Raw genomic sequence first — 23,381 nt, 5'->3', positions numbered from 1 at the left:
TGTCGATGTGATGCGCTTCCCCCTGGAATCGGACGCTGATCGTGTCGCCGTCGTCGGAATGGCGGGCAGGCTGCCGAAGGCCCCGGATCCGGCGGCGTTCTGGCGCCTGCTGTGCGAGGGGGCCGACGCGATCACCGCGCCGCCCGCGGGCCGGCAGGGCGTACGGCACGGCGGCTACCTGGACCGGGTGGACGGCTTCGACGCGGCGTTCTTCGGCGTGTCCCCCCGTGAGGCCGCCGGCATGGACCCGCAGCAGCGGCTCATGCTCGAACTCGCCTGGGAGGCCCTGGAGGACGCCCGGATCGTGCCGGGCACGCTGACGGGCGGCCCGACCGGGGTGTTCGTCGGCTCGATGTGGGAGGACTACACGTCCCTGGCCTACCCCGGTCACATCACGCCGCACACGCTGACCGGCACCAGCCGGGGCGTCATCGCCAACCGCGTCTCGCACTTCCTCGGTGTGCGCGGACCGAGCATGACGGTCGACACGGCCCAGTCGTCGGCGCTGGTCGCGGTCCATCTGGCGGTCGAGAGCCTGCGCCGCGGCGAGTCGGCGCTCGCCCTGGCCGGCGGGGTGAACCTCAACCTGAGCGCCGCCCGCGAGGAGGGGGCGGCGGAGTTCGGCGGCCTGTCCCCGGACGACCGCTGCTTCACCTTCGACGCCCGGGCCAACGGATTCGTCCGCGGCGAGGGCGGCGCCTTCCTCGTCCTCAAACCGCTCGACCGGGCCCTGGCCGACGGGGACCGCGTCTACGGAGTCATCCGGGGCAGCGCGGTCAACAACGACGGCGCCACACGGAGCCTGACCGTGCCCAGCGCGCAGGCCCAGGAGCAGGTCATCCGCGAGGCGCTGAACCGTGCCGGCGTGCGTCCCGCGGACGTGCAGTACGTGGAACTGCACGGCACCGGCACCGCTGTCGGCGACCCCGTCGAGGCCGCCGCCCTCGCGGCGGCCTACCGCGACCCGGCCGGGTCCGGCGACGCCGACAGCGCCCTGCGGGTCGGATCCGCCAAGACGAACGTCGGCCACCTGGAAGGCGCGGCGGGCATCGTCGGCCTGCTCAAGGCCGTCCTCAGCGTGTACCACCGCGCACTGCCGCCGAGCCTGAACCACGAAACCCCCAACCCCGGCATCCCGCTCGACGCACTGGCGCTGCGGGTCCAGACCGCCCTGACCCCCTGGCCGCGGCCGGACGCGCCCCTGCTCGCCGGCGTGTCGTCGTTCGGCATGGGCGGCACCAACGCGCACGTGATCGTCGGGCAGGCGCCCGGTGCGGCCGAGCCGGCGGCCCGGCGGCCCGACCCCGGGGCCCGGCCGGCGCCGTGGATCGTCACGGCGCGGACCAGGCAGGCGCTGGGCGCGCAGATCGAGCGCCTGCGCGAACACGTGCGCAGCCACCCGGACCTGACCGGCGCCGAGGTCGCGCACGCGCTGGCCACCACCAGAACCCGCTTCGCGCACCGCGCGGTCCTGCTCGACTCCGCCCAGGTCGCCGCCGGCCGGGCCGGCACCCCGGGCCGTACCGTCTTCGTGTTCCCCGGCCAGGGCGCGCAGTGGGCCGGCATGGGCCGGGAGCTGTACGACGCGTACCCCGTCTTCCGGGCCGCCATGGACGAGTGCGCCCAGGCCCTGGCCCCGCACACCGACTGGTCCCTGGCCGATGTGCTGGCCGGCGCCCCGCTCGACCGCGTGGACGTCGTGCAGCCCGCCCTGTTCGCGGTGATGGTGTCCCTGGCGGCACTGTGGCGCTCCTTCGGCGTCGAGCCCGACGCGGTGGTCGGGCACTCGCAGGGCGAGATCGCCGCGGCACACGTCGCGGGCGCGCTGTCGCTGTCCGACGCGGCCCGGATCGTGGCACTGCGCAGCCGCGCCCTGGTGGCGCTGACCGGACGGGGCGGCATGGTGTCCGTCGCCCTGTCCGCCGAGCGGGCCGAGGAGTACGTGTCGCGCCGGGGCGGCGCGCTGACGGTCGCCGTGGTCAACACCACCGGCTCGGTCGTGGTGTCCGGCGACACCCGGGCCCTGTCCGAACTGGTCGAGTCCTGCACGGCGGACGGTGTCCGCGCACGCGTCGTCCCGGTGGACTACGCCTCCCATTCCGCGCACGTCGAGGCGATCCGCGAGCGGCTGCACACCGAACTGGACGGTGTGCGGCCGCGGCGGGGAACCGTCCCGTACTACTCCGCGGTGACCGGCGGCCTCCTCGACGACACCACGGAGCTCGACGCCGGCTACTGGTACCGCAACCTGCGCGAGCCGGTCCGCTTCGACCTGGCCACCGCCGCCCTGCTGGCGGACGGGCACGACGTCGTGGTCGAGGTCAGCCCGCACCCGGTGCTGCTGCCCGCCGTCGAACAGACCCTGGAACAGGCCCGCGAGCGGACCGGCGTGCCCGGCGTCGCCACCGGCACGCTGCGCCGTGACCGGGGCGGGCCGGAGGTCTTCCTGACCGCGCTGGCCCGGCTGTTCGTGGCCGGCGTACCGGTCGACTGGTCCCCGGCCGTCGCCGGGGCCGCACCGGTCGACCTGCCCACGTACGCCTTCCAACGCCGTTCGTACTGGCTGCCCGAGGCGACGGCCGGGCAGAGCGGACGTCCCCCGGCCGGCCGGGGGACGCACACGGCGGGGAGCGCCGCGCCCGGCCGACCGGACGGCGGCCCGGAGAGCGGCGACCCCGGGGCGGGCGGCACGGACACGGACGACCCCGGGCCGGGCGGCACGGTCGACGCGGCCGCCGTGGTCACCGCGCAGATCGCACTCGTGCTGGGCCACGAGAACCCCGCGGACGTCGATCCCGCGCTCACCTTCAAGGACCTCGGCTTCGACTCGGCCACCGGGCTCGAACTGCGCAACCGCCTGGCCGGCGCCCTGGACCGGCACCTCCCCTCCGGTCTCGTCTTCGACCACCCGACGCCCGCGGAGCTGATCGACTGGCTGCGCACCGGCCCCGCCGACCGGTCGGCCCCCGCCGCCCGGGCCGCCCACGACGACCCGGTCGTCATCGTGGGGATGGGCTGCCGCTTCCCCGGCGGGGTGGCCTCGCCGGACGACCTGTGGCGGCTCGTCGCGGAGGGCGTCGACGCCACCGGCGACTTCCCGGACGACCGCGGCTGGGACCTGGGCGGCCTGTACGACCCGGAACTGCGCGGCGCGGGCACCACGTACACCACCAGGGGCGGATTCCTGGAGGCGGCGGCCGGCTTCGACGCCGCGTTCTTCGGCATCTCGCCCCGCGAGGCGCTCGCCATGGACCCGCAGCAGCGGCTCGTGCTGGAGACGGCCTGGGAGGCCTTCGAGCACGCCGGGATCGACCCGGTCTCGCTGCGCGGCAGCCACACCGGCGTGTTCACCGGCGTCTGGTCGTCCGGCTACGCGACCGGGCCGGGCCTGCCGGAGGACCTGGAGGGCTACCTGTTCACCGGCACCGCGACCAGCGTCACGTCCGGCCGGGTCGCCTACCACCTCGGGCTGCGCGGTCCGGCGCTCTCCGTGGACACCGCCTGCTCGTCGTCCCTGGTCGCCGTCCACCTGGCCGCCCAGGCGCTGCGCGCGGGCGAGTGCTCGCTGGCGCTCGCCGGCGGCGCCACGATCATGGCGACACCGCTGGGCTTCACCGAGTTCTCCCGCCAGCACGGCCTCGCGGCGGACGGCCGCAGCAAGCCCTTCGCCGCCGCGGCCGACGGCACCGGCTGGGCCGAGGGCGCCGGCCTGGTACTGCTGGAACGGCTGTCGGACGCCCGCCGCAACGGCCACCGGGTACTGGCGGTCGTCGCGGGAAGCGCGGTCAACCAGGACGGCGCGTCCAACGGCCTGACCGCGCCCAACGGCCCCTCCCAGGAACGCGTGATCCGCCAGGCCCTCGCGAACGCCGGACTGTCGGCGGCGGACGTGGACGCGGTGGAGGCGCACGGCACCGGCACCACCCTCGGCGACCCCATCGAGGCCCACGCCCTGCTGGCCGCCTACGGCCGGGACCGGGACGAGCCGTTGTGGCTGGGGTCGGTGAAGTCCAACATCGGCCACACCCAGGCCGCCGCCGGCGTCGCGGGCCTGATCAAGACGGTCATGGCGATGCGGCACGGCGAACTGCCGCGCACCCTGCACGTCGACGCCCCCTCCCCGCATGTCGACTGGGCCTCCGGCGGCGTCCGGCTGCTCACCGAGGCCCGGCCGTGGCCGGAGCACGGGCACCCGCGCCGCGCCGGCATCTCGGCCTTCGGCATCAGCGGCACCAACGCCCACCTGATCGTCGAGCAGTCCTCCGACCCGGACCCCGGCCACCTGCCCGAGCCCGCCGGCCGGGCCGCCCCCACCGTCTGGCTGCTGTCGGCGAGGACCGACGCCGCGCTGCGCGCCCAGGCCGATCGGCTGCACGCGTACGCGACCGCCCACCCCGACGTCCCGGCCGCCGCGATCAGCCGCGCACTGGCCGCCCGCACCCGGTTCGAGCACCGGGCCGCGGTGGTCGGCGCCGACCGGGACGACCTGCTGTCCGCCCTGGCCGCGCTCCCGCCGGGACCGCCGGGCCGGCCGGTGCGGACCGGCGGGACCGTGTTCGTCTTCCCCGGCCAGGGGGCGCAGTGGGCCGGCATGGGCCGTGACCTGTACGAGCAGTCCGACGTCTTCCGCGCCGGCATCGACGCCTGCGCCGCCGCGCTGGCCCCGTACACCGACTGGTCGCTGGTCGACGAACTGCGCCACGGCTCGCTGGAGCGCGTCGACGTGGTGCAGCCGGCCCTGTTCGCCGTCATGGTGGCGCTGGCCGACCTGTGGCGCTCCCACGGCGTGCGGCCGGACGCCGTGGTCGGCCACTCGCAGGCGGAGATCGCCGCCGCGTACGTCGCCGGCGCGCTGTCGCTGCGGGACGCCGCCAAGGTCGTGGCGCTGCGGTCCGGGGCACTGGCCGCCATCGCCGGCCGGGGCGGCATGGTGTCCCTCGCGCTGTCCGTCGAACAGGCCGCCGGCTACCTGGCCCGCTGGGGCGAGCGGCTGACCACCGCCGTGGTGAACGGACCCGCGGCGGTCGTGGTGTCCGGCGGCCCCGACGTGCTGGACGAACTGCTGGCCGCCTGCGAGGCCGACGGCGTCCGCGCCCGCCGCCTGCCCGTCAGCTACGCCGCCCACTCCGCGCAGGTCGAGGCGATCCGCGGGCGGCTGCTCACCGAACTGGCCGACATCACGCCCCGGCCGGCGGCGATCCCGTTCTACTCCACGGTCACCGGCGGGCCGCTCGACACCTCTGCCCTCGACGCCGGCTACTGGTACCGCAACCTCCGCGAACCCGTACGGTTCGACCTGGCCACCGCCCGGCTCACCGCCGACGGCCACGACCTGTTCCTGGAGGTCGGCCCGCACCCGGTGCTGGTGCCCGCACTGGACGTCGCCGCCACCGGAACACTGCGCCGCGACCACGGCGGCCTCACCGAGTTCCTCGCCGCGGCGGGACGCCTCCACGCCGCCGGAACGGACGTCGACTGGACTCCGGTGCTGCCCCGCACCGCACCCGGGGCGGACCTGCCCACGTACGCCTTCCAGCGCGAGCCCTACTGGGTGAACGCGACCCCGCCGGCGCCCCGTGACGACTGGCGCTACGAGGTGGCATGGGCGCCGGTGAGCGGCACCGCGGCCCCGGTGGACCCGGCTCGCTGGCTCGTCCTCGCCCCGGCCGGGCACCCGTGGGCCGAGGCCCTGCGCGAACGGGGCTTCGCGGTGGCCGACACCCGGGACGCGGCCGGCACCGGGGACGCCCGGCCCGGGCCGGACGGTGTGCTGTCGCTGCTGGCGCTGGACGAGGAGCCGCACCCCGACCACCCGGTCCTTCCGGCGGGCCTGGTCCGCACCCTGGACCTCCTCCGTGCCCCGGACCCGGCTCGGACGGCGGCCGTCCCGCTGTGGTGCGCGACCAGCGGCGCTGTGAGCACCTCGGGCACCGACCCGGTCACCAGCCCGGCCCAGGCCCTGACGTGGGGCACCGGCGCGTCCGCGGCGCTGGAGTTCCCGCACGGCTGGGGCGGCCTGGTCGACCTTCCCGCCGTGCCCGACGAGGACAGCGTGAACGCGCTGCTCACCGTGCTCGCCGGCACGGGCGAGGACCAGGTGGCGATCCGCGGCACCCGTCGCTTCGCCAAGCGGCTGCGCCGCAAGGCAGCGTCGGGGCCGGCCGCGCGGACCTGGCGGCCGCGGGGCACGGTGCTGGTCACCGGCGGCACCGGCGCACTCGGCGGACAGGTGGCCCGCCGCCTCGCACGGCAGGGCGCGGAGCACATCGTGCTGGCCGCCCGCCGGGGCCCCGACGCACCCGGCGCGGCCGGCCTGCGCGACGAACTGGAGGCGGCCGGGGCGCGGGTGACCGTGGCGGCGTGCGACGTGGCCGACCGGGACGCCCTGCGGGACCTCGTCGAGCGCGTCGGCGACATCCGCGCCGTCTTCCACACCGCCGGCGCGATCAGGGCGACCAGGCTGGCCGACACGACACCGGCGGAGTTCGCCGAGGTCGTCGCGGCCAAGGTCGCCGGGGCCGCGAACCTGGCGGAACTGCTGCCCGACCTCGACGCCTTCGTCCTGTTCTCCTCCACCGCGGGCGTGTGGGGCGACGGCCACGGCGCGGCCTACGCCGCCGGAAACGCCTTCCTCGACGCCCTGGCCGCCCGGCACCGCGCCCAGGGCCGCGCCACGACCTCCGTCGCGTGGGGCATCTGGGCCGGCGGCGGCATGGCGGCCCTGGAGCCCGTGCAGCGCCGGCGCACCCTGCTCGGCCTCGGCGAACTGGACCCGGGCCGGGCACTCGACGCGCTGCAGGACGTCCTCGACCACGACGAGGCCCTCGCGGTCGTCACCGAGGCCGACTGGGCACGGTTCGCCCGCGCCTACACCCACGCGAGGCCGAGCCGGCTGCTGCGGGACCTGCCAGGGACCCGCACCCGGCCGCAGGCCCCGCGACCCGCGCCCCCCGCCGACGGCACCGACCTGCTGGAGCTGATCACCACCCACGCCGCCGGGGTGCTGGGACACGCCACCCCCGAACGGCTGGACCCCCGGCAGGCGTTCAAGGACCTGGGCTTCGACTCACTGACCGCGGTGGAACTGCGCAACCGCCTGACCGCCGCGCTCGGGGTGAGCCTGCCCGCCACCCTCGTCTTCGACCACCCCACCCCGGTACGGCTGGCCGCCCACCTGTCCGGCGAGTCCGGCGAGCAGGACGCGCCGCGGGCCCCGGCCGCGGCGGACGAGCCGATCGCGGTCATCGGGATGGGCTGCCGCTACCCGGGCGGCGTCGGCACCCCCGAGGACCTGTGGCGGCTGGCCGCGGACGGCGTGGACGCGGTCGGCGACTTCCCGGCCGACCGGGGATGGGACATCGACCGCCTGTACGACCCGACGGGGAGCCGCCCCCGCACGTCGAGCACGTCCCGGGGCGGCTTCCTCGACGCCGCCGGCGACTTCGACGCGGCGTTCTTCGGGATATCGCCCCGCGAGGCGCTCGCCATGGACCCGCAGCAGCGCATCCTGCTGGAGACCGCGTGGGAGGCCATCGAGTACGCCGGTATCGACCCGACCACGCTGGAGGGCACACCCACCGGCGTGTTCACCGGCATCTGGTCCACCGGCTACGCCGCCGGGCCGGTCCCCGACGACCTGGAGGGCTACCAGGTCACCGGCACCGCATCGAGCGTGGGGTCCGGCCGGCTGGCGTACCAGCTGGGCCTGCTCGGCCCGGCGCTGTCCCTGGACACCGGCTGCTCGTCGTCCCTGGTGGCCCTGCACCTGGCCGCTCAGGCGCTGCGCTCGGGAGAATGCTCCTTCGCCCTGGCCGGCGGCGTCACGGTCAACGCGGCACCCACGCTGTTCACCGAGATGTCCCGGCAGGGGGCGAGCGCGCCCGACGGCCGCAGCAAGTCCTTCGCCGCCGCGGCCGACGGGGCGGGCTGGGCCGAGGGCGCGGGACTGCTGCTGCTGGAACGCCTGTCCGACGCCCGCCGCAACGGGCACGAGGTGCTGGCGGTCGTCCGGGGCTCTGCCACCAACCAGGACGGGGCGTCCAACGGCCTGACGGCGCCCAACGGTCCCTCCCAGGAGCGGGTGATCCGTCAGGCCCTGGCGAACGCGGGGCTGGAGCCGTCCGAGGTGGACGCGGTGGAGGCGCACGGCACCGGCACCACGCTCGGCGATCCCGTCGAGGCGCAGGCGCTGTTGGCGGCGTACGGCCGGGACCGGGTGGAGCCGTTGTGGCTGGGGTCGGTGAAGTCGAACATCGGGCACACGCAGGCGGCGGCCGGTGTGGCGGGCGTGATCAAGATGGTGATGGCGATGCGGCACGGGCAGTTGCCGCGGACCCTCCACGTGGACGCGCCCTCCCCGCACGTCGACTGGGCCTCCGGCGCGGTCCGGCTGCTCACCGAACCGGTCGCCTGGCCCGGGACCGGGCGGCCACGGCGGGCCGCCGTCTCCGCCTTCGGCATCAGCGGTACCAACGCCCACGTGGTCCTCGAACAGCCCGCCGAGGCCGACTCCGCCGCACCCGCTGCCCGGGGCCGCGCGGACGACCAGGTCCTCTGGCCGCTGTCGGCCAGGTCCGAGGCGGCGTTGCGGGAGCAGGCGCGTCGGCTGGGCGCCTTCGTCGCCGGGCATCCCGAGGTGGGCGCGGCCGCGGTCGGGGGTGCTCTGGCCGCGCGCACCGCGTTCGAGAACCGGGCCGTGCTGGTGGGCACCGCCACGGCCCTGGACGCCCTGGCGGAGGGCCGGTCGGCGCCGGGGCTGGTGACCGGGACGGCGCGTCCGGTGGGTCGGTCGGTGTTCGTGTTTCCGGGGCAGGGTGCGCAGTGGGTGGGGATGGGTGGGGAGTTGTACGTCTCGGAGCCGGTGTTCCGGGAGGTGGTCGATGCGTGTGGGGCGGCGTTGGCGCCGTTCACCGACTGGTCGTTGGTGGAGGTGCTGACCGGTGGTGGGTCGCTGGAGCGGGTGGATGTGGTGCAGCCTGCCCTGTTCGCGGTGATGGTGGGGCTGGCGGAGCTGTGGCGTGCGCACGGTGTGGTGCCCGATGCGGTGGTCGGGCATTCGCAGGGGGAGATCGCGGCGGCGTACGTGGCGGGGGCGCTGTCGTTGGAGGACGCCGCCAAGGTGGTCGCGCTGCGCAGCAGGGCCCTGGTCGCCCTGGCCGGACACGGCGGCATGGTCTCGGTCGCGCTCTCCGCGGACGACGCCGCCGGCTACCTGAGCCCCTGGGGCGAGCGGATCACCGTCGCGGTGGTCAACTCCGCCTCGACCGTCGTCGTGTCCGGCGAACCCGGGGCCCTGGACGAACTGCTGGCAGCCTGCGCCGGGGACGGAATCCGCGCCCGCGCCATCCCCGTCGACTACGCGGCGCACTCGGCACAGGTCGAGGCGATCCGCGAGCAGCTCCTCACCGACCTCGCCGGGATCGAGCCGAGGACCGCGGACGTTCCCTTCTACTCCACGGTCACCGGCAAGCCGGTCGACACCTCCGCCCTCGACGCCCGGTACTGGTACCGCAACCTCCGCGAACCCGTACGGTTCGACCTGGCCACCGCCCGGCTCACCGCCGACGGCCACGAGGTGTTCGTGGAGGTCAGCCCGCACCCGGTGCTGGTGCAGGACCTGGACGGCGTGGCGACCGGCACCCTGCGCCGCGGCCACGGCGCCATCGGGGAGTTCCACACCGCCCTGGCCCGCCTCCACGTCCAGGGCGTCGCCGTGACCTGGCCGCACGACCGCCCGCACGGCGTCAGACTGCCGCGCTACGCCTTCCAGCGCAGCACCTACTGGCTCACCCCCGCGGCCGGTGACCACGGCACCGGGCACCCGCTGGCGGGCACCGCGGTCGAACTGCCCGACGGGACCACCGTGCACAGCGGCCGGGTCTCCCTCCGCACCCACCCCTGGCTGGCCGACCACGCCGTCGACGGCACGGTCCTGCTGCCGGGCACCGCCTTCCTCGAACTCGCCACCCTGGCCGGCGGGACCCTGGACGACCTCGTCCTGCACCTGCCCCTCGCGCTCTCGGACGCACCCACCGACATCCAGGTCTCGATCGGTGCCCCCGACGACGCCGGCCGCAGCCCGGTCACCGTGCACTCCAAGGGCGGCGACGGCTGGGTCCGCCACGCGTCCGGGAGCCTCGGCGGCCGGGTGGCGGCCGGACGCCTCGACCGGCCCGCGGGGAACGCCGAACCCGTGGACCCCGAAGGGTTCTACGCCTTCCTCGCCGGACTCGGATACCGGTACGGACCCGCGTTCCGGGGCGTGCGGGAGCTGTGGCGGGGCGAGGACGAACTGTACGCCGAGGTGTCCGTCCCCGACGGCGCCCGCTTCGGCCTCCACCCGGCGCTCCTGGACGCCGCACTCCAGCCGCTGATCCTGCTCAGCCCCGACACCCGGATCCGGCTGCCGTTCTCCTTCTCCGGCGTCGCCGTGCACACCACCGGTGTGTCGGCCGCCCGGGTCCACCTGGTCCGTACGGGCACCGACACCTACCGCGCGACACTGACCGACCTGTCCGGCAACCCGGTCGCGGACATCACCGCGCTGACCGTCCGTCCGGCCGCCGAGGCCCGGGCCGCGGTGCTGCACACCCAGTGGGTGCCCCTCACCGCGGGCACACCGACCGAGGTGGTACCGAGCCCGGTACTCACCGGGGGAGCCGACGCGGACTCCGTGCACGCCCTCGTCCAGCGGGCCCGCGTGCTCGTCCAGGAGTTCCTGGCCGAGCAGCCGGAGCGGGCCGCCGCACGCCTGGCCGTCCTGACCCGCGGCGTGGCCGGCGCGGCCGTACGCGGCCTGGTCCGCAGCGCCGCCGCCGAGCACCCCGGCCGGTTCGTCCTGGTCGACATGGGCGACGCGTCCGAGGAGGACGCGGTCCGGGCCGCCATGACGGCCGGCGACGAACCCGAACTGGCCCTTCGCGGGGAGGGCGTCCTCGTGCCTCGGCAGGCCGGGTACGTGCCGGAACCGACCGCACCCGACGGCGCGTACCGGCTGAGCGAGTCCGGCACCGGGCAACTGGACGACCTGGCCCTGCTGCCCTGGCAGGAGGCCGCGCTGGAACCCGGACAGGTACGGGTCGCCGTCCGCGCGGCCGGCCTGAACTTCCGCGACGTGCTCATCACCCTCGGCATGTACCCGGACCGGCCCCCGCTGGGCGGCGAAGGGGCCGGCACCGTCGTCGAGGTCGGCCCCGGCGTCACGGCCTGGCGGCCCGGCGACCGCGTCATGGGAATGATGCCCGGCGCCTTCGGGCCGCGCGCGGTCGCCGACCACCGGCTCCTGACGGCGATCCCCGACGGCCGGAGCTTCACCGAGGCGGCGTCGGTGCCGATCGCGTTCACCACCGCCTGGTACGGGCTGTTCGACCTCGGCGAACTGCGCCCCGGCGACCGCGTCCTGGTCCACTCCGGGGCGGGCGGTGTGGGCATGGCCGCCATCCGGTTGGCCCTGAACAGCGGCGCGGAGGTCTTCGCCACCGCGAGCCCCGCCAAGTGGGACACCCTGCGGCGCCTCGGACTGGCGGACGACCACATCGGTTCGTCCCGCGACACCCGGTTCGCCGACCGGTTCCCGGCCATGGACGTCGTCCTCAACTCGCTCGCGGGAGAACTCACCGACGCCTCCCTGCGGCTGCTCGCCGACGGCGGGCGGTTCGTCGAGCTGGGCAAGACGGACGTCCGCTCACCCGAAGGCCTGATCTACCGGGCCTTCGACCTCAACGACGTCGACCCCGCACGGCAGGGCGACATCCTCTCCAGGGTCGTGGCGATGGTCGCCGACGGGACGCTGGAGCCGCTGCCGGTCACCTCCGCGGACCTCCGCCAGGCCGTCGCCTCCTTCCGGCTGATGAGCCAGGCCCGCCACATCGGCAAGATCGTCCTCACCGTCCCCCGGCCGATCGACCCCGAAGGCACCGTGCTGATCACCGGAGGCACCGGCACCCTCGGCCGGGCCGTCGCCAGGCACCTGGTGGCCCGCTACGGGGTGCGGCACCTGCTGCTCGTCAGCCGCGGCGGCGGGGCGGTGCCGCACCTGGAGCCGCAAGGGGACGTCGAGGTGCGGGTCGCGGCCTGTGACGTCGCGGACCGGGACGCGCTGTCGGCCGTACTGGACTCGATCCCGGCCGGGCATCCGCTCACCGCCGTCGTCCACGCGGCCGGCGTACTCGACGACACCGTGGTGGAACGCCTGACCGCGGAGCAGCTCGACCGGGTGCTGCGTCCCAAGGTCGACGGGGCCTGGCACCTGCACGAGCTGACCCGTGAGCACGACCTCGCCGCCTTCGTGCTGTTCTCCGCGGCCGCGGGCGTCCTCGGCACCGCCGGCCAGGCCGGCTACGCAGCCGCGAACTCCTACCTCGACGCGCTCGCCGCACACCGGCAGACCCTCGGACTGCCCGCCGTGTCGATGGCCTGGGGCCACTGGGCGGAGGAGAGCGGCATGACCGCCCACCTCACCGCGGCCGACCGCCGACGCCTCGCCCGCAAGGGCATCCGCCCCATGGGCACCGAACGCGCCCTGGCCATGTTCGACACCGCGCTGGCCGCCGGACGTCCCGCGCTGACCACGGCCGACCTCTCGATGCCGCAGACCCTGCCGACACCGAAGGCGCCCGCTGCGGACCTGCTGTCCCTGGTCGCCGCCCACACCGCCACCGTCCTCGGCCACTCCGACGCCGCGGCGATCACCCCCGGACTCGTCTTCCGCGACCTGGGCTTCGATTCCCTGACCTCCGTCGAACTGCGCAACCGCCTCGCCGGCGCCACCGGCCTGCGGCTGCCCGCGACCCTCGTCTTCGACCACCCCACCCCCGCCGACCTCGCCGACCACCTCGCAGCCGAACTCTCCGGCGCGGGCGGGGATGTGGCGTCGGTGGTGCCGGTGGGGGTTGCGGTGTCGTCCGATCCGGTGGTGATCGTGGGGATGGGGTGCCGGCTGCCGGGTGGGGTGGGGTCGCCGGAGGAGCTGTGGGGTCTGGTGTCGGGCGGGGTGGATGCGATCGGGGGGTTCCCGGGTGACCGGGGGTGGGACGTCGAGGGGTTGTTCCATCCGGATGCGGATCACCCGGGGACGTCGTACACGCGGTCGGGTGGTTTTCTCGTGGATGCGGCGGGGTTCGATGCGGATTTCTTCGGGATCTCGCCGCGTGAGGCGTTGGCGATGGATCCGCAGCAGCGGGTGCTGCTGGAGACGGCGTGGGAGACGCTGGAGGACGCGGGGATCGATCCGACGTCGTTGCGGGGCAGCCGGACGGGCGTCTTCACCGGCATCTGGGCATCCGGCTACGTCGGCAGCCCCGACCAGGCACCGCCCGACACCGAGGGCTACCTCGCCACCGGCATCTCGCCGAGCATCACCTCCGGCCGGGTCTCCTACCTGCTGGGCCTCCAGGGCCAGGCCGTGTCCGTCGACTCCGCCTGCTCCTCGTCACTGATGGCGATCCACCTCGCCGCGCAGGCACTGCGCTCGGGGGAGTGCACACTCGCCCTGGCCGGCGGGGTGACCGTGAGCGTGACCCCCCTGCAGTTCACGGAGTTCTCCCGGCAGCGTGCCCTGGCCCCCGACGGCCGGTGCAAGCCCTTCTCCTCGACGGCCGACGGTACGGCGTGGGGCGAGGGCGCGGGGCTGGTGCTGCTGGAGCGGTTGTCGGACGCGCGGCGCAACGGCCACCGGGTGCTGGCGGTGGTGCGGGGTTCGGCGGTGAACCAGGACGGGGCGTCCAACGGCCTGACGGCGCCCAACGGCCCCTCCCAGGAGCGGGTGATCCGTCAGGCCCTGGCGAACGCGGGGCTGGAGCCGTCCGAGGTGGACGCGGTGGAGGCGCACGGCACCGGCACCACGCTCGGCGATCCCGTCGAGGCGCAGGCGCTGTTGGCGACGTACGGCCGGGACCGGGTGGAGCCGTTGTGGCTGGGGTCGGTGAAGTCGAACATCGGGCACACGCAGGCGGCGGCCGGTGTGGCGGGCGTGATCAAGATGGTCATGGCGATGCGGCACGCCGAACTGCCGCAGACGCTGCACGTCCAGGAGCCCACGCCGCATGTCGCATGGGACACCGGTGACATCCGGCTGCTGACCGAGGCCCGGCCGTGGCCGGAGGCGGGGCGTCCCCGCCGCGCGGGCATCTCCGCCTTCGGGGCCAGCGGCACCAACGCCCACGTCGTCATCGAACAGTTCCCGGCGGAAGCCCCCGAACGACCCGCCGCGGACGACTCCGCGGAGCCCACCGTGTGGCTGCTGTCCGGCAAGACGGACGACGCTCTCCGCGCCCAGGCCCGACGGCTCGCGGACCACGTCACCACCCACCCCGGACTCCGGCCGGCCGCGATCGGCCGGGCCCTCGCCACCACCCGCACCATGCTCGCCCACCGGGCGGCCCTGGTCGGCGGCACCCGGACCGACCTCGTGGCGGACCTGGCCGCCCTCGCCGACGGAGACCCCCGCGTCATCACGGGTGTGGCCGGTTCGCCGGGTCGGTCGGTGTTCGTGTTTCCGGGGCAGGGTGCGCAGTGGGTGGGGATGGGTGGGGAGTTGTACGTCTCGGAGCCGGTGTTCCGGGGGGTGGTCGATGCGTGTGGGGCGGCGTTGGCGCCGTTCACCGACTGGTCGTTGGTGGAGGTGTTGACCGGTGGTGGGTCGTTGGAGCGGGTGGATGTGGTGCAGCCTGCCCTGTTCGCGGTGATGGTGGGGCTGGCGGAGCTGTGGCGTGCGCATGGTGTGGTGCCCGATGCGGTCGTGGGGCATTCGCAGGGGGAGATCGCGGCGGCGTACGTGGCGGGGGCGCTGTCGTTGGAGGACGCCGCCAGGGTGGTCGCGCTGCGCAGCAGGGCCCTGGTCGCCCTGGCCGGACACGGCGGCATGGTCTCCATCGGGCTCGGGCACGAGCAGGCCGTCGACCTCGTGGCCCGCTGGGACGGCCGGCTGACGGTGGCGGTGGTCAACGCCCCCGGTTCGGTCGTCGTGTCGGGCGATCCGGAGGCGCTGGACGAACTGCTGACGGCCTGTGCGGCCGACGGCGTCCGCGCCCGCCGCCTGCCCGTCGACTACGCCGCCCACTCCGCCCAGGTCGAGGCGATCCGCGAGCAACTGCTCACCGACCTCGCCGACATCACGCCGCACCCGGCACCTATCCCGTTCTACTCAACGGTGACCGGTGAGCCGGTCGACACCTCCGCCCTCGACGCCGGCTACTGGTACCGCAACCTCCGCGAACCCGTACGCTTCGACCTCGCCGTCGAGACCCTGACGCAGGACCGGCACGGCGTGTTCGTGGAGGTCAGCCCGCACCCCGTACTGGTGCCGCTGATGGACGGCGTTGCGACCGGCACGCTGCGCCGCGGCAGCGGCAGGCAGGAGTTCCACCTCGCCCTGGCGCGCCTGCATACGCAGGGCGTGGCCGTCGACTGGACGCCGCTCTTCCCCGGCGAGCCCCACCACGTCCCGCTGCCGACGTACGCCTTCCAGCACCGGCCGTACTGGTTGAACCCCGCCGCCGCGAAGGGCGACGTGTCGGCTGCGGGACTCGACTCGGCCGGGCACCCGCTGCTCGGGGCCGTCGTCGAACTGGCCGGGGACCGGAGCGTCCTGCTCACGGGGCGGCTCTCGACGGCCACCCGGCCGTGGCTGGCCGACCACGTCGTCCTGGGCTCCGTGCTGCTGCCCGGCACCGTGTTCGTCGAACTCGCCGTGCACGCCGGACGGCAGGCCGGCTGCGACGTCCTGGACGAACTGGTGCTGGAAGCCCCCATGATCCTGCCGGACGACGGGTCCGTGCCGGTCCAGGTCGTCGTCGGCGCACCGGACGGGACGGGCCGACGCCCCGTCACCGTGCACTCCCGGACGGACGGCACCTGGCTGCGGCATGCCACCGGCACGCTGGCGACCGGCCGCCCCCACCCGTACGACACCGGCGAGCCCTGGCAGCCGGCCGGTGAGCCCGTCGACCTGACCGACTTCTACGACGACCTCGCCGCCCAGGGCTACGAGTACGGGCCGGCGTTCGCGGGCGTACGCGAGATCCGGCGGCAGGGCGACGAGCTCTACGCCGAGGTGGCGCTGCCCGCCGACACCCGCGACCGTTTCGGTCTCCACCCTGCGCTGCTCGACGCCGCACTCCAGCCGCTGACCCTGCTGGCGGCCGGCCGCCTGCCGTTCTCCTTCGCCGGGGTGTCGATGCGGAAAGCCGGCTCCACGGCCCGGGTCCGCCTCACACCCACCGGCCCCGACACCTTCCGGGTCGCGCTCGCCGACGATTCCGGGCCGCTGGCGGTGATCGAGGCGCTGACCGTGCGCCACCGGCCGCCGGACATGATGGTCGCCGGGACCAGCCGGCTCTTCCGGCTCGACTGGGTGCCCGTAGAGAGCACCGGCGAACCCCCGGCCGTCCACCACGTCACCTCCCCGGCGGGAGACCCCGTGGCGGCCGCGCACACCGTCGCCGCCGAGACGCTGGGCGTGCTCCAGGACTTCCTGCGCGACGGGGACGGCCGGCTGGCCGTCGTGACCCGCGGGGCGGTCGGGCCGGGCCTCGTCGACCTGCCGGCGAGCGTCGTCTGGGGCCTGGTCCGCGCGGCCCAGGCGGAACACCCCGACCGGTTCGTGCTCGTCGACACCGACGACCGCGTCCTGGTCGCGGGGGACGAACCGCAGCTCGTCGTCCGCGACGGCGCGGCCCGCGCCGCCCGCCTGGTACGGGCCGAAGCGGCCCGGGCATCCGGCCCGCTCGACCCGAACGGTACGGTGCTGATCACCGGAGGTACCGGAACGCTGGGCCGCCTCGTCGCCCGGCACCTGCGCGACCGGCACGGCATCCGGCACCTGCTCCTGCTCAGCAGGAGCGCGGCGGAGGTGGACTTCGACGCCGAGGTGGTGGCCTGCGACGTGGCCGACCGGGAGGCGCTGGCGGCCGTGCTGGGATCGATCCCGGCCGCACACCCGCTGACCGCGGTCGTGCACGCGGCCGGCGTGCTGGACGACGGGGTCGTCGAATCCCTCACGCCAGGCCGGATCGACCACGTGCTGCGGCCCAAGGCCGACGGCGCCTGGCACCTGCACGAGCTGACGAAGGACCTCGGCCTGAGCGCATTCGTGCTCTTCTCGTCCGCCGCCGGTGTGCTGGGCGGCCCGGGCCAGGCGAACTATGCCGCCGCGAACGCCTTCCTGGACGCCCTCGCCGTGCACCGGCGTGCCCTGGGCCTGCCGGGCGTGTCGCTGGCCTGGGGACAATGGGCCGAGGCCAGCGGGCTGACCGAACACCTCACCGGTACCGACCGCCGACGCCTCGCCCGTGCCGGCGTGCTGCCGATGCCCACGAACCAGGCGCTGGCACTGTTCGACCTGGCCCTGGGCGCCGCCGATCCCGCGCTGGTCCCCGCACACCTCGACCTGTCGGCGGCGTCCACCCGCCCCCTGCTCAGCCGCCTCACCCGTACCGGGCCCACCCGGCGCACGGACCGGCCGGGCCTGGGCAGGGAGCTGGCGGCCCTGCCCGAGGCCGAGCAGCACAGCCGCGTCCTGGAACTGGTCACCGGCCAGACGGCCGCGGTCCTCGGCCACACCGACACCGCTGCCGTCGGCGCCGAGCGCGCCTTCAAGGACCTGGGATTCGATTCGCTCACCGCGGTGGAACTGCGCAACCGCCTGTCCGCGGTCGCCGGGGTACGGCTGCCCGCGACGCTGACCTTCGACCACCCGACCCCCGGCGCGCTGGCCGGCCACCTGCGGGACCTCCTGGTCGGTGCCCGGAGCCAGGCCCCTGCCTCACCCGTGCCGGTGGGGGTTGCGGTGTCGGGTGATCCGGTGGTGGTCGTGGGGCTGGGGGCCCGGTATCCGGGCGGGGTGGGGTCGGCGCAGGAGTTGTGGGGTGTGGTGTCGGGCGGGGTGGATGCGGTGGGGGAGTTCCCGTCGGACCGCGGGTGGGATGTGGGTCGTCTCTACGATCCGGCGGGTGGGCCGGGGAGGTCGTACACGCGGGTGGGTGGATTCCTGGCGGACGCGGGTGGCTTCGATGCCGGGTTCTTCGGGATCTCGCCGCGTGAGGCGTTGGCGATGGATCCGCAGCAGCGGGTGTTGCTGGAGACGGTGTGGGAGACGTTCGAGGATGCGGGGATCGATCCGACGTCGTTGCGGGGCAGCCGGACGGGCGTCTTCACCGGCATCTGGTCCTCGGGCTATGGCGCCGGGGCACAGCCGCCCGACCTGGAGGGCTACCTCTCGACGGGCACGGCGACGAGTGTGACCTCCGGGCGGGTGTCGTACCTGCTGGGGCTGGAGGGTCCGGCGGTGTCGGTGGACACGGCGTGCTCGTCGTCGCTGGTGGCGATCCACCTGGCGGCGCAGGCGCTGCGCTCGGGAGAGTGTTCGCTGGCGCTCGCCGGTGGTGTGACGGTGATGGCGACGCCGGCGGGGTTCGTCGAGTTCTCGCGCCAGCGCGGCCTGGCCCCCGACGGCCGGGTGAAGGCGTTCGCCGAGGCTGCCGACGGTACGGCGTGGGGTGAGGGCGCGGGTGTCGTGCTGTTGGAGCGGTTGTCGGACGCGCGGCGCAACGGTCACCGGGTGCTGGCGGTGGTGCGGGGTTCGGCGGTCAATCAGGACGGGGCGTCGAACGGACTGACCGCGCCCAACGGTCCGTCGCAGGAGCGGGTGATCCGTCAGGCGTTGGCGAATGCCGGGCTGTCGGCGGCGGATGTGGACGCGGTGGAGGCGCACGGTACGGGGACGACGCTCGGCGATCCCATCGAGGCGCAGGCGCTGTTGGCGACGTACGGCCGGGACCGGGTGGAGCCGTTGTGGCTGGGGTCGGTGAAGTCGAACATCGGCCACACCCAGGCGGCGGCCGGCGTCGCGGGCCTGATCAAGATGGTGCTGGCAATGCGGCACGGTGAGCTGCCGCGGACCCTCCACGTGGACGCGCCGACCTCCCACGTCGACTGGGAGTCCGGGAGCGTCCGGCTGCTCACCGAGGCCCGGCCCTGGCCCGATCACGGCCACCCGCGTCGCGCGGGCATCTCGGCGTTCGGCATCAGCGGTACGAACGCGCACGTGATCCTGGAGGCACCGGCCGAGGAGACGTCACCCGAGTCCCCTCCCGCTCCCACGCCCGCAGCCGCAGTGCCCGTGCCGTGGCTGCTGTCGGCGAAGTCGGACGCGGCCCTGCGCGACCAGGCCCGGAGGCTGCGCGGGTTCCTCGCCGAGCACCCCGAGGTCACACCGGCCGACGTGGCCGCGGACGTGGCCGCGCGCGCTCGGTTTCCGCACCGTGCTGTGCTGACGGACCCGGCCGGGCTGGACGCGCTGATCGACGGAGGATCCGGAACTGTCACGGGCACTGCCTCCCCGGGCCGGTCGGCGTTCGTGTTCTCCGGTCAGGGTGGTCAGTGGGCGGGGATGGGGCGGGGTCTGTACCGGGTGTTCCCGGTGTTCGCGCGGGTGTTGGACGAGGTCTGCGAACTCCTCGGTCTGCCGGTGGAGGTGCTGTTCGAGGACGGGGAGGGGGTGTTGGGGCAGACGGAGTTCACGCAGGGTGCGGTGTTCGCGTTGGAGGTGGCGCTGTTCCGGTTGGTGGAGTGGCTGGGGGTGCGGCCGGACTTCGTGGTGGGGCATTCGGTGGGTGAGGTGGCGGCGGCCCATGTGGCGGGGGTGCTGGGTCTGGAGGACGCGTGTGCGCTGGTGGATGCGCGGGGCCGGCTGATGCAGGGGTTGCCCGCGGGTGGGGCGATGGTGTCGCTCCAGGCTTCGCCGCAGGAGGTGGCGGCGTCGCTGGTGCCGGGTGTGGAGGTGGCGGCGGTCAACGCGCCGGACGCGGTGGTGGTGTCGGGCGACGGGGCGGCGGTCGAGGCGGTGGCCGGGGTGTGGCGGGGTCGTGGGCGCCGGGTGCGGCGGCTGGCGGTGAGTCATGCGTTCCATTCGGCGCGGATGGATCCGGTGCTGGAGGAGTTGGGCCGGGTGGCGGAGGGTCTGTCGTTCGGCGAGCCGGTCATCCCGGTGGTTTCCACGGTGGTGGGGCGTCCGGTGGAGATGGGGGAGGCGGGGTACTGGGTGCGGCAGGTGCGGGAGCCGGTGCGGTTCGCGGACGCGGTGGAGTGGCTGACGGGCCAGGGCGTGACGGGGTTCGTGGAGGTGGGTCCGCATCCGTTGTTGGTGGGCAGCGGGCTGATGCGCCGTGGTGGTGATTCCCCGGAGCGGCTGTTCGCGGGGCTCGGGCGGCTGTGGGCGGACGGGGCCGTCGGCTGGGAGCCGCCCGCGACCACGACGACGGTGCGCGTGCCCTCGTACGCCTTCCAGCACCAGCACTACTGGCTCCACCCCGCCACCCCGGCACCGACCGGTGACGGCCGGTTGGACCACCCGCTGCTGCGGGACGTCATGGAACTCCCCGACGACAACGGAGTGGTGCTGACGGGACAACTCACCACCGCCGCGCAGCCGTGGCTCACCGAGCACGTCATCTCGGGCTCGCCCCTGCTGCCCGCCGCGGCGTTCGTGGACCTGGCGCTCCGGGCCGGCGAACACGTCGGCTGCCCGGCGGTCGAGGACCTGACACTGGAGACACCGCTGGTGGTCGCAGACGGCGTGCAGGTGTCCGTGACCGTCGGCCCCGACCGGGCGGGCCGGCACAGCGTCTCGATCCACTCGCGCGCGGACGGCGAGTGGGTCCGGCACGCCACCGGGACCCTGGGCGCCGTACCCGTCGCACCACGGGAGCCCTGGGCACGGCAGTGGCCGCCGCAGGCCGAAGCCGTCGACCTCGACGCCTTCTACGACGACCTGGCCGACGCCGGATTCGCCTACGGCACGGCCTTCCAGGGTCTGCGGGCGGCCTGGCGCGACGGCGACACCCTCTACGCGGAGGTGGCCGTACCCCCCGGCGACACCCGGTTCGCCCTGCACCCCGCCCTGCTCGACGCCGCGATCCAGACCGTGACCGTCGCCGACGACCGGGCGAAGCTGCCGTTCTCCTTCACCGGGATCTCCTGCTGGCGCGGCGCCGAACACGCCAGGGTCCGGCTGACCGTGACCGGCCGGGACACCTGCGCGATCGGCCTCGCCGACCGGTCGGGCGCGCCGGTCGCCGAGATCGCCTCGCTGACCTTGCGCAGGCCGGCCGGGGCCACCACCCAGGACGTGCCGTACCAGGTGGCGTGGCCGGTCCTGGAAGCGGCGACCACCGCACCGGACATCCCGGTCCACCACGCCGCCTCGCCCGTCGAGACCCTGCGGGCGATCCAGGACTTCCTCGCCACGGACACCCCGCGCATGGTGGTCGCCACCCGCAACGCCGTGCCGGTCCGGCCGGGCGAGGACGTCGATCCGCAGGCCGCCGCCGTCTGGGGCCTGGTCCGGTCGGCCGCCACCGAGCACCCCGGCCGGTTCGTGCTGGTCGACGGTGGAGACGGCGACGAGGTCCGGCTGGCCGGCGACGAACCCCAGCTCGCGATCCGCGTCGGCGCCGTCCACGTCCCCCGCCTCGAACGGGTGCGGACCGAACCGCTGCCCTCGCCGCTCAGCCCCGGGGGCACGGTGCTCGTCACCGGCGGCACCGGCGCCCTGGGCGGCGCGATCGCCCGCCACCTCGCCGTCCGGCACGGCGTGCGGCACCTGCTGCTGGTCAGCCGGAGCGGCCCGGACGCCCCCGGCGCGGCCGCGCTGGCCGCCGGCCTGGCCGGGCTGGGCGCGACCGCCGACATCGTGGCGTGCGACGTGTCCGACCGCGGGGCGGTGGCGCGGCTGCTCGCCGTACACCCGGTCACCTCGGTGATCCACGCCGCGGGCACGCTGGCCGACACCGTCGTGGAGTCCCTCACCCCGCAGCAGTTCGCGCGGGTGTGGGACCCGAAGGCCCTCGCGGCGCGGCACCTCCACGAACTGACCTCGGACCTGGAGGCGTTCGTGCTGTTCTCGTCGGCGGCCGGCGTGCTGGGCGGCGCGGGCCAGGCGAACTACGCGGCCGCGAACGCGTACCTCGACGGCCTCGCCGCACACCGGCACGCCCAGGGACAACCGGCCGTGTCGCTCGCCTGGGGCTACTGGGCGGAGGTCGGCGGCATGACCGGAGGCCTGACCGCCACCGACCGGCACCGCCTGGCCAGGGCCGGTGTTCGGCCGCTGCCGACGACGGACGCGCTGGCCCTGTTCGACGCCGCGCTGACCGCGGGCACCCCCACCCTCGCCCCCGTCAGGTTCGACCTGCCGGCGCTGCGCCGCGCCGGCGACCCGCCCACCCTGCTGCGGGAGCTGGTACGGCCCCGGCGCAGGCAGGCCGCCGACCGCGTGTGGACGCAGGCCGACGTGCTGCAGCTCGTGGTGGGCCAGGCCGCCCTGGTCCTCGGGCACCCGTCGCCGGAGGCGGTCGACCCCGGCCAGGCGTTCACCGACCTCGGGTTCGACTCGCTGACCGCCGTGGAACTGCGCAACCAGCTCGACGCGGACACCGGCCTGCGCCTGCCCGCGACGCTCGTCTTCGACCACCCGACACCGGCCCGCCTCGCCGCCTTCGTGCACACCCGGCTGCACGGCACCGGACCCGACCCCCTGCTCACCGAACTCGACCGGCTCAAGTCCACCCTGGACGCGGCAGCCGCCGACGCCGACCACGAGACCGTCGCGGCCCGTCTCGAAGCACTCCTCGCGGCCTGGACCGCCAGACGTACCGGCTCCGCGGCCGGTGTCGACGAGGCCAGCGACGACGAACTGTTCAGCCTTCTGGACGATGTGCACCGCAGGACCGAGGTCATCCGCTCGGGCGAGTCCCGCAACGCTGAGGAGTAGCGATGTCCGACGAAGAGAAGCTCCGCACCTACCTCAAGCGCGCCACGGCCGACCTGGGAGTCCTCAGCAAGCGCCTCGCCGACATGGAGGAGGCCGCGCGCGAGCCGATCGCGATCATCGGCATGGGCTGCCGCTACCCGGGCGGCGTGGAGTCCCCGGACGGGCTGTGGCGGCTCGTCTCGGACGGCGTGGACGCGATCACCGAGTTCCCGCCGGAGCGTGGCTGGGACGTCGTCCACGACCCCGACCCGGACCGGCCGGGCACCACCTACAGCCGATCGGGCGGCTTCCTCGCCGACGGGGCCGGATTCGACGCCGGGTTCTTCGGCATCTCGCCGCGCGAGGCGCTGGCTATGGACCCGCAGCAGCGGGTGCTGCTGGAGACCGCCTGGGAGACCTTCGAGTACGCCGGCATCGACCCGACCACACTCGGCGGCAGCCGGACCGCCGTCTTCACCGGCCTGTGGTCCTCCGGCTACGGCAACCAGCCGCCGCCGGACCTCGAAGGCTTTCTCGCCACCGGAACAGCCACCAGTGCCACGTCCGGGCGGGTGTCGTACCTGCTGGGGCTGGAGGGTCCGGCGGTGTCGGTGGACACGGCGTGCTCGTCGTC

General features: G+C 75.1%; 2 protein-coding genes. Both read left to right on the top strand.

The features are described from left to right. Positions 1–10: 10 nt before the first annotated feature. The gene (locus ACFU74_RS00010) at positions 11–22,768 is read left to right on the top strand and encodes an SDR family NAD(P)-dependent oxidoreductase (protein ID WP_380749140.1); all 22,758 of its coding nucleotides are present in this window, start codon (positions 11–13) and stop codon (positions 22,766–22,768) included. Between the two features lie 2 nt (positions 22,769–22,770). Further along, on the top strand, positions 22,771–23,381 hold a 611-nt coding region (locus ACFU74_RS00005), incomplete at its 3' end, for a beta-ketoacyl synthase N-terminal-like domain-containing protein (RefSeq protein ID WP_380749137.1).

The organism is Kitasatospora sp. NPDC057500 (assembly GCF_042802195.1).
Taxonomy (GTDB): domain Bacteria; phylum Actinomycetota; class Actinomycetes; order Streptomycetales; family Streptomycetaceae; genus Kitasatospora.
The sequence above is the reverse complement of the archived record's forward strand: the minus strand, read 5'-3'. Positions and strand labels throughout refer to the sequence as shown.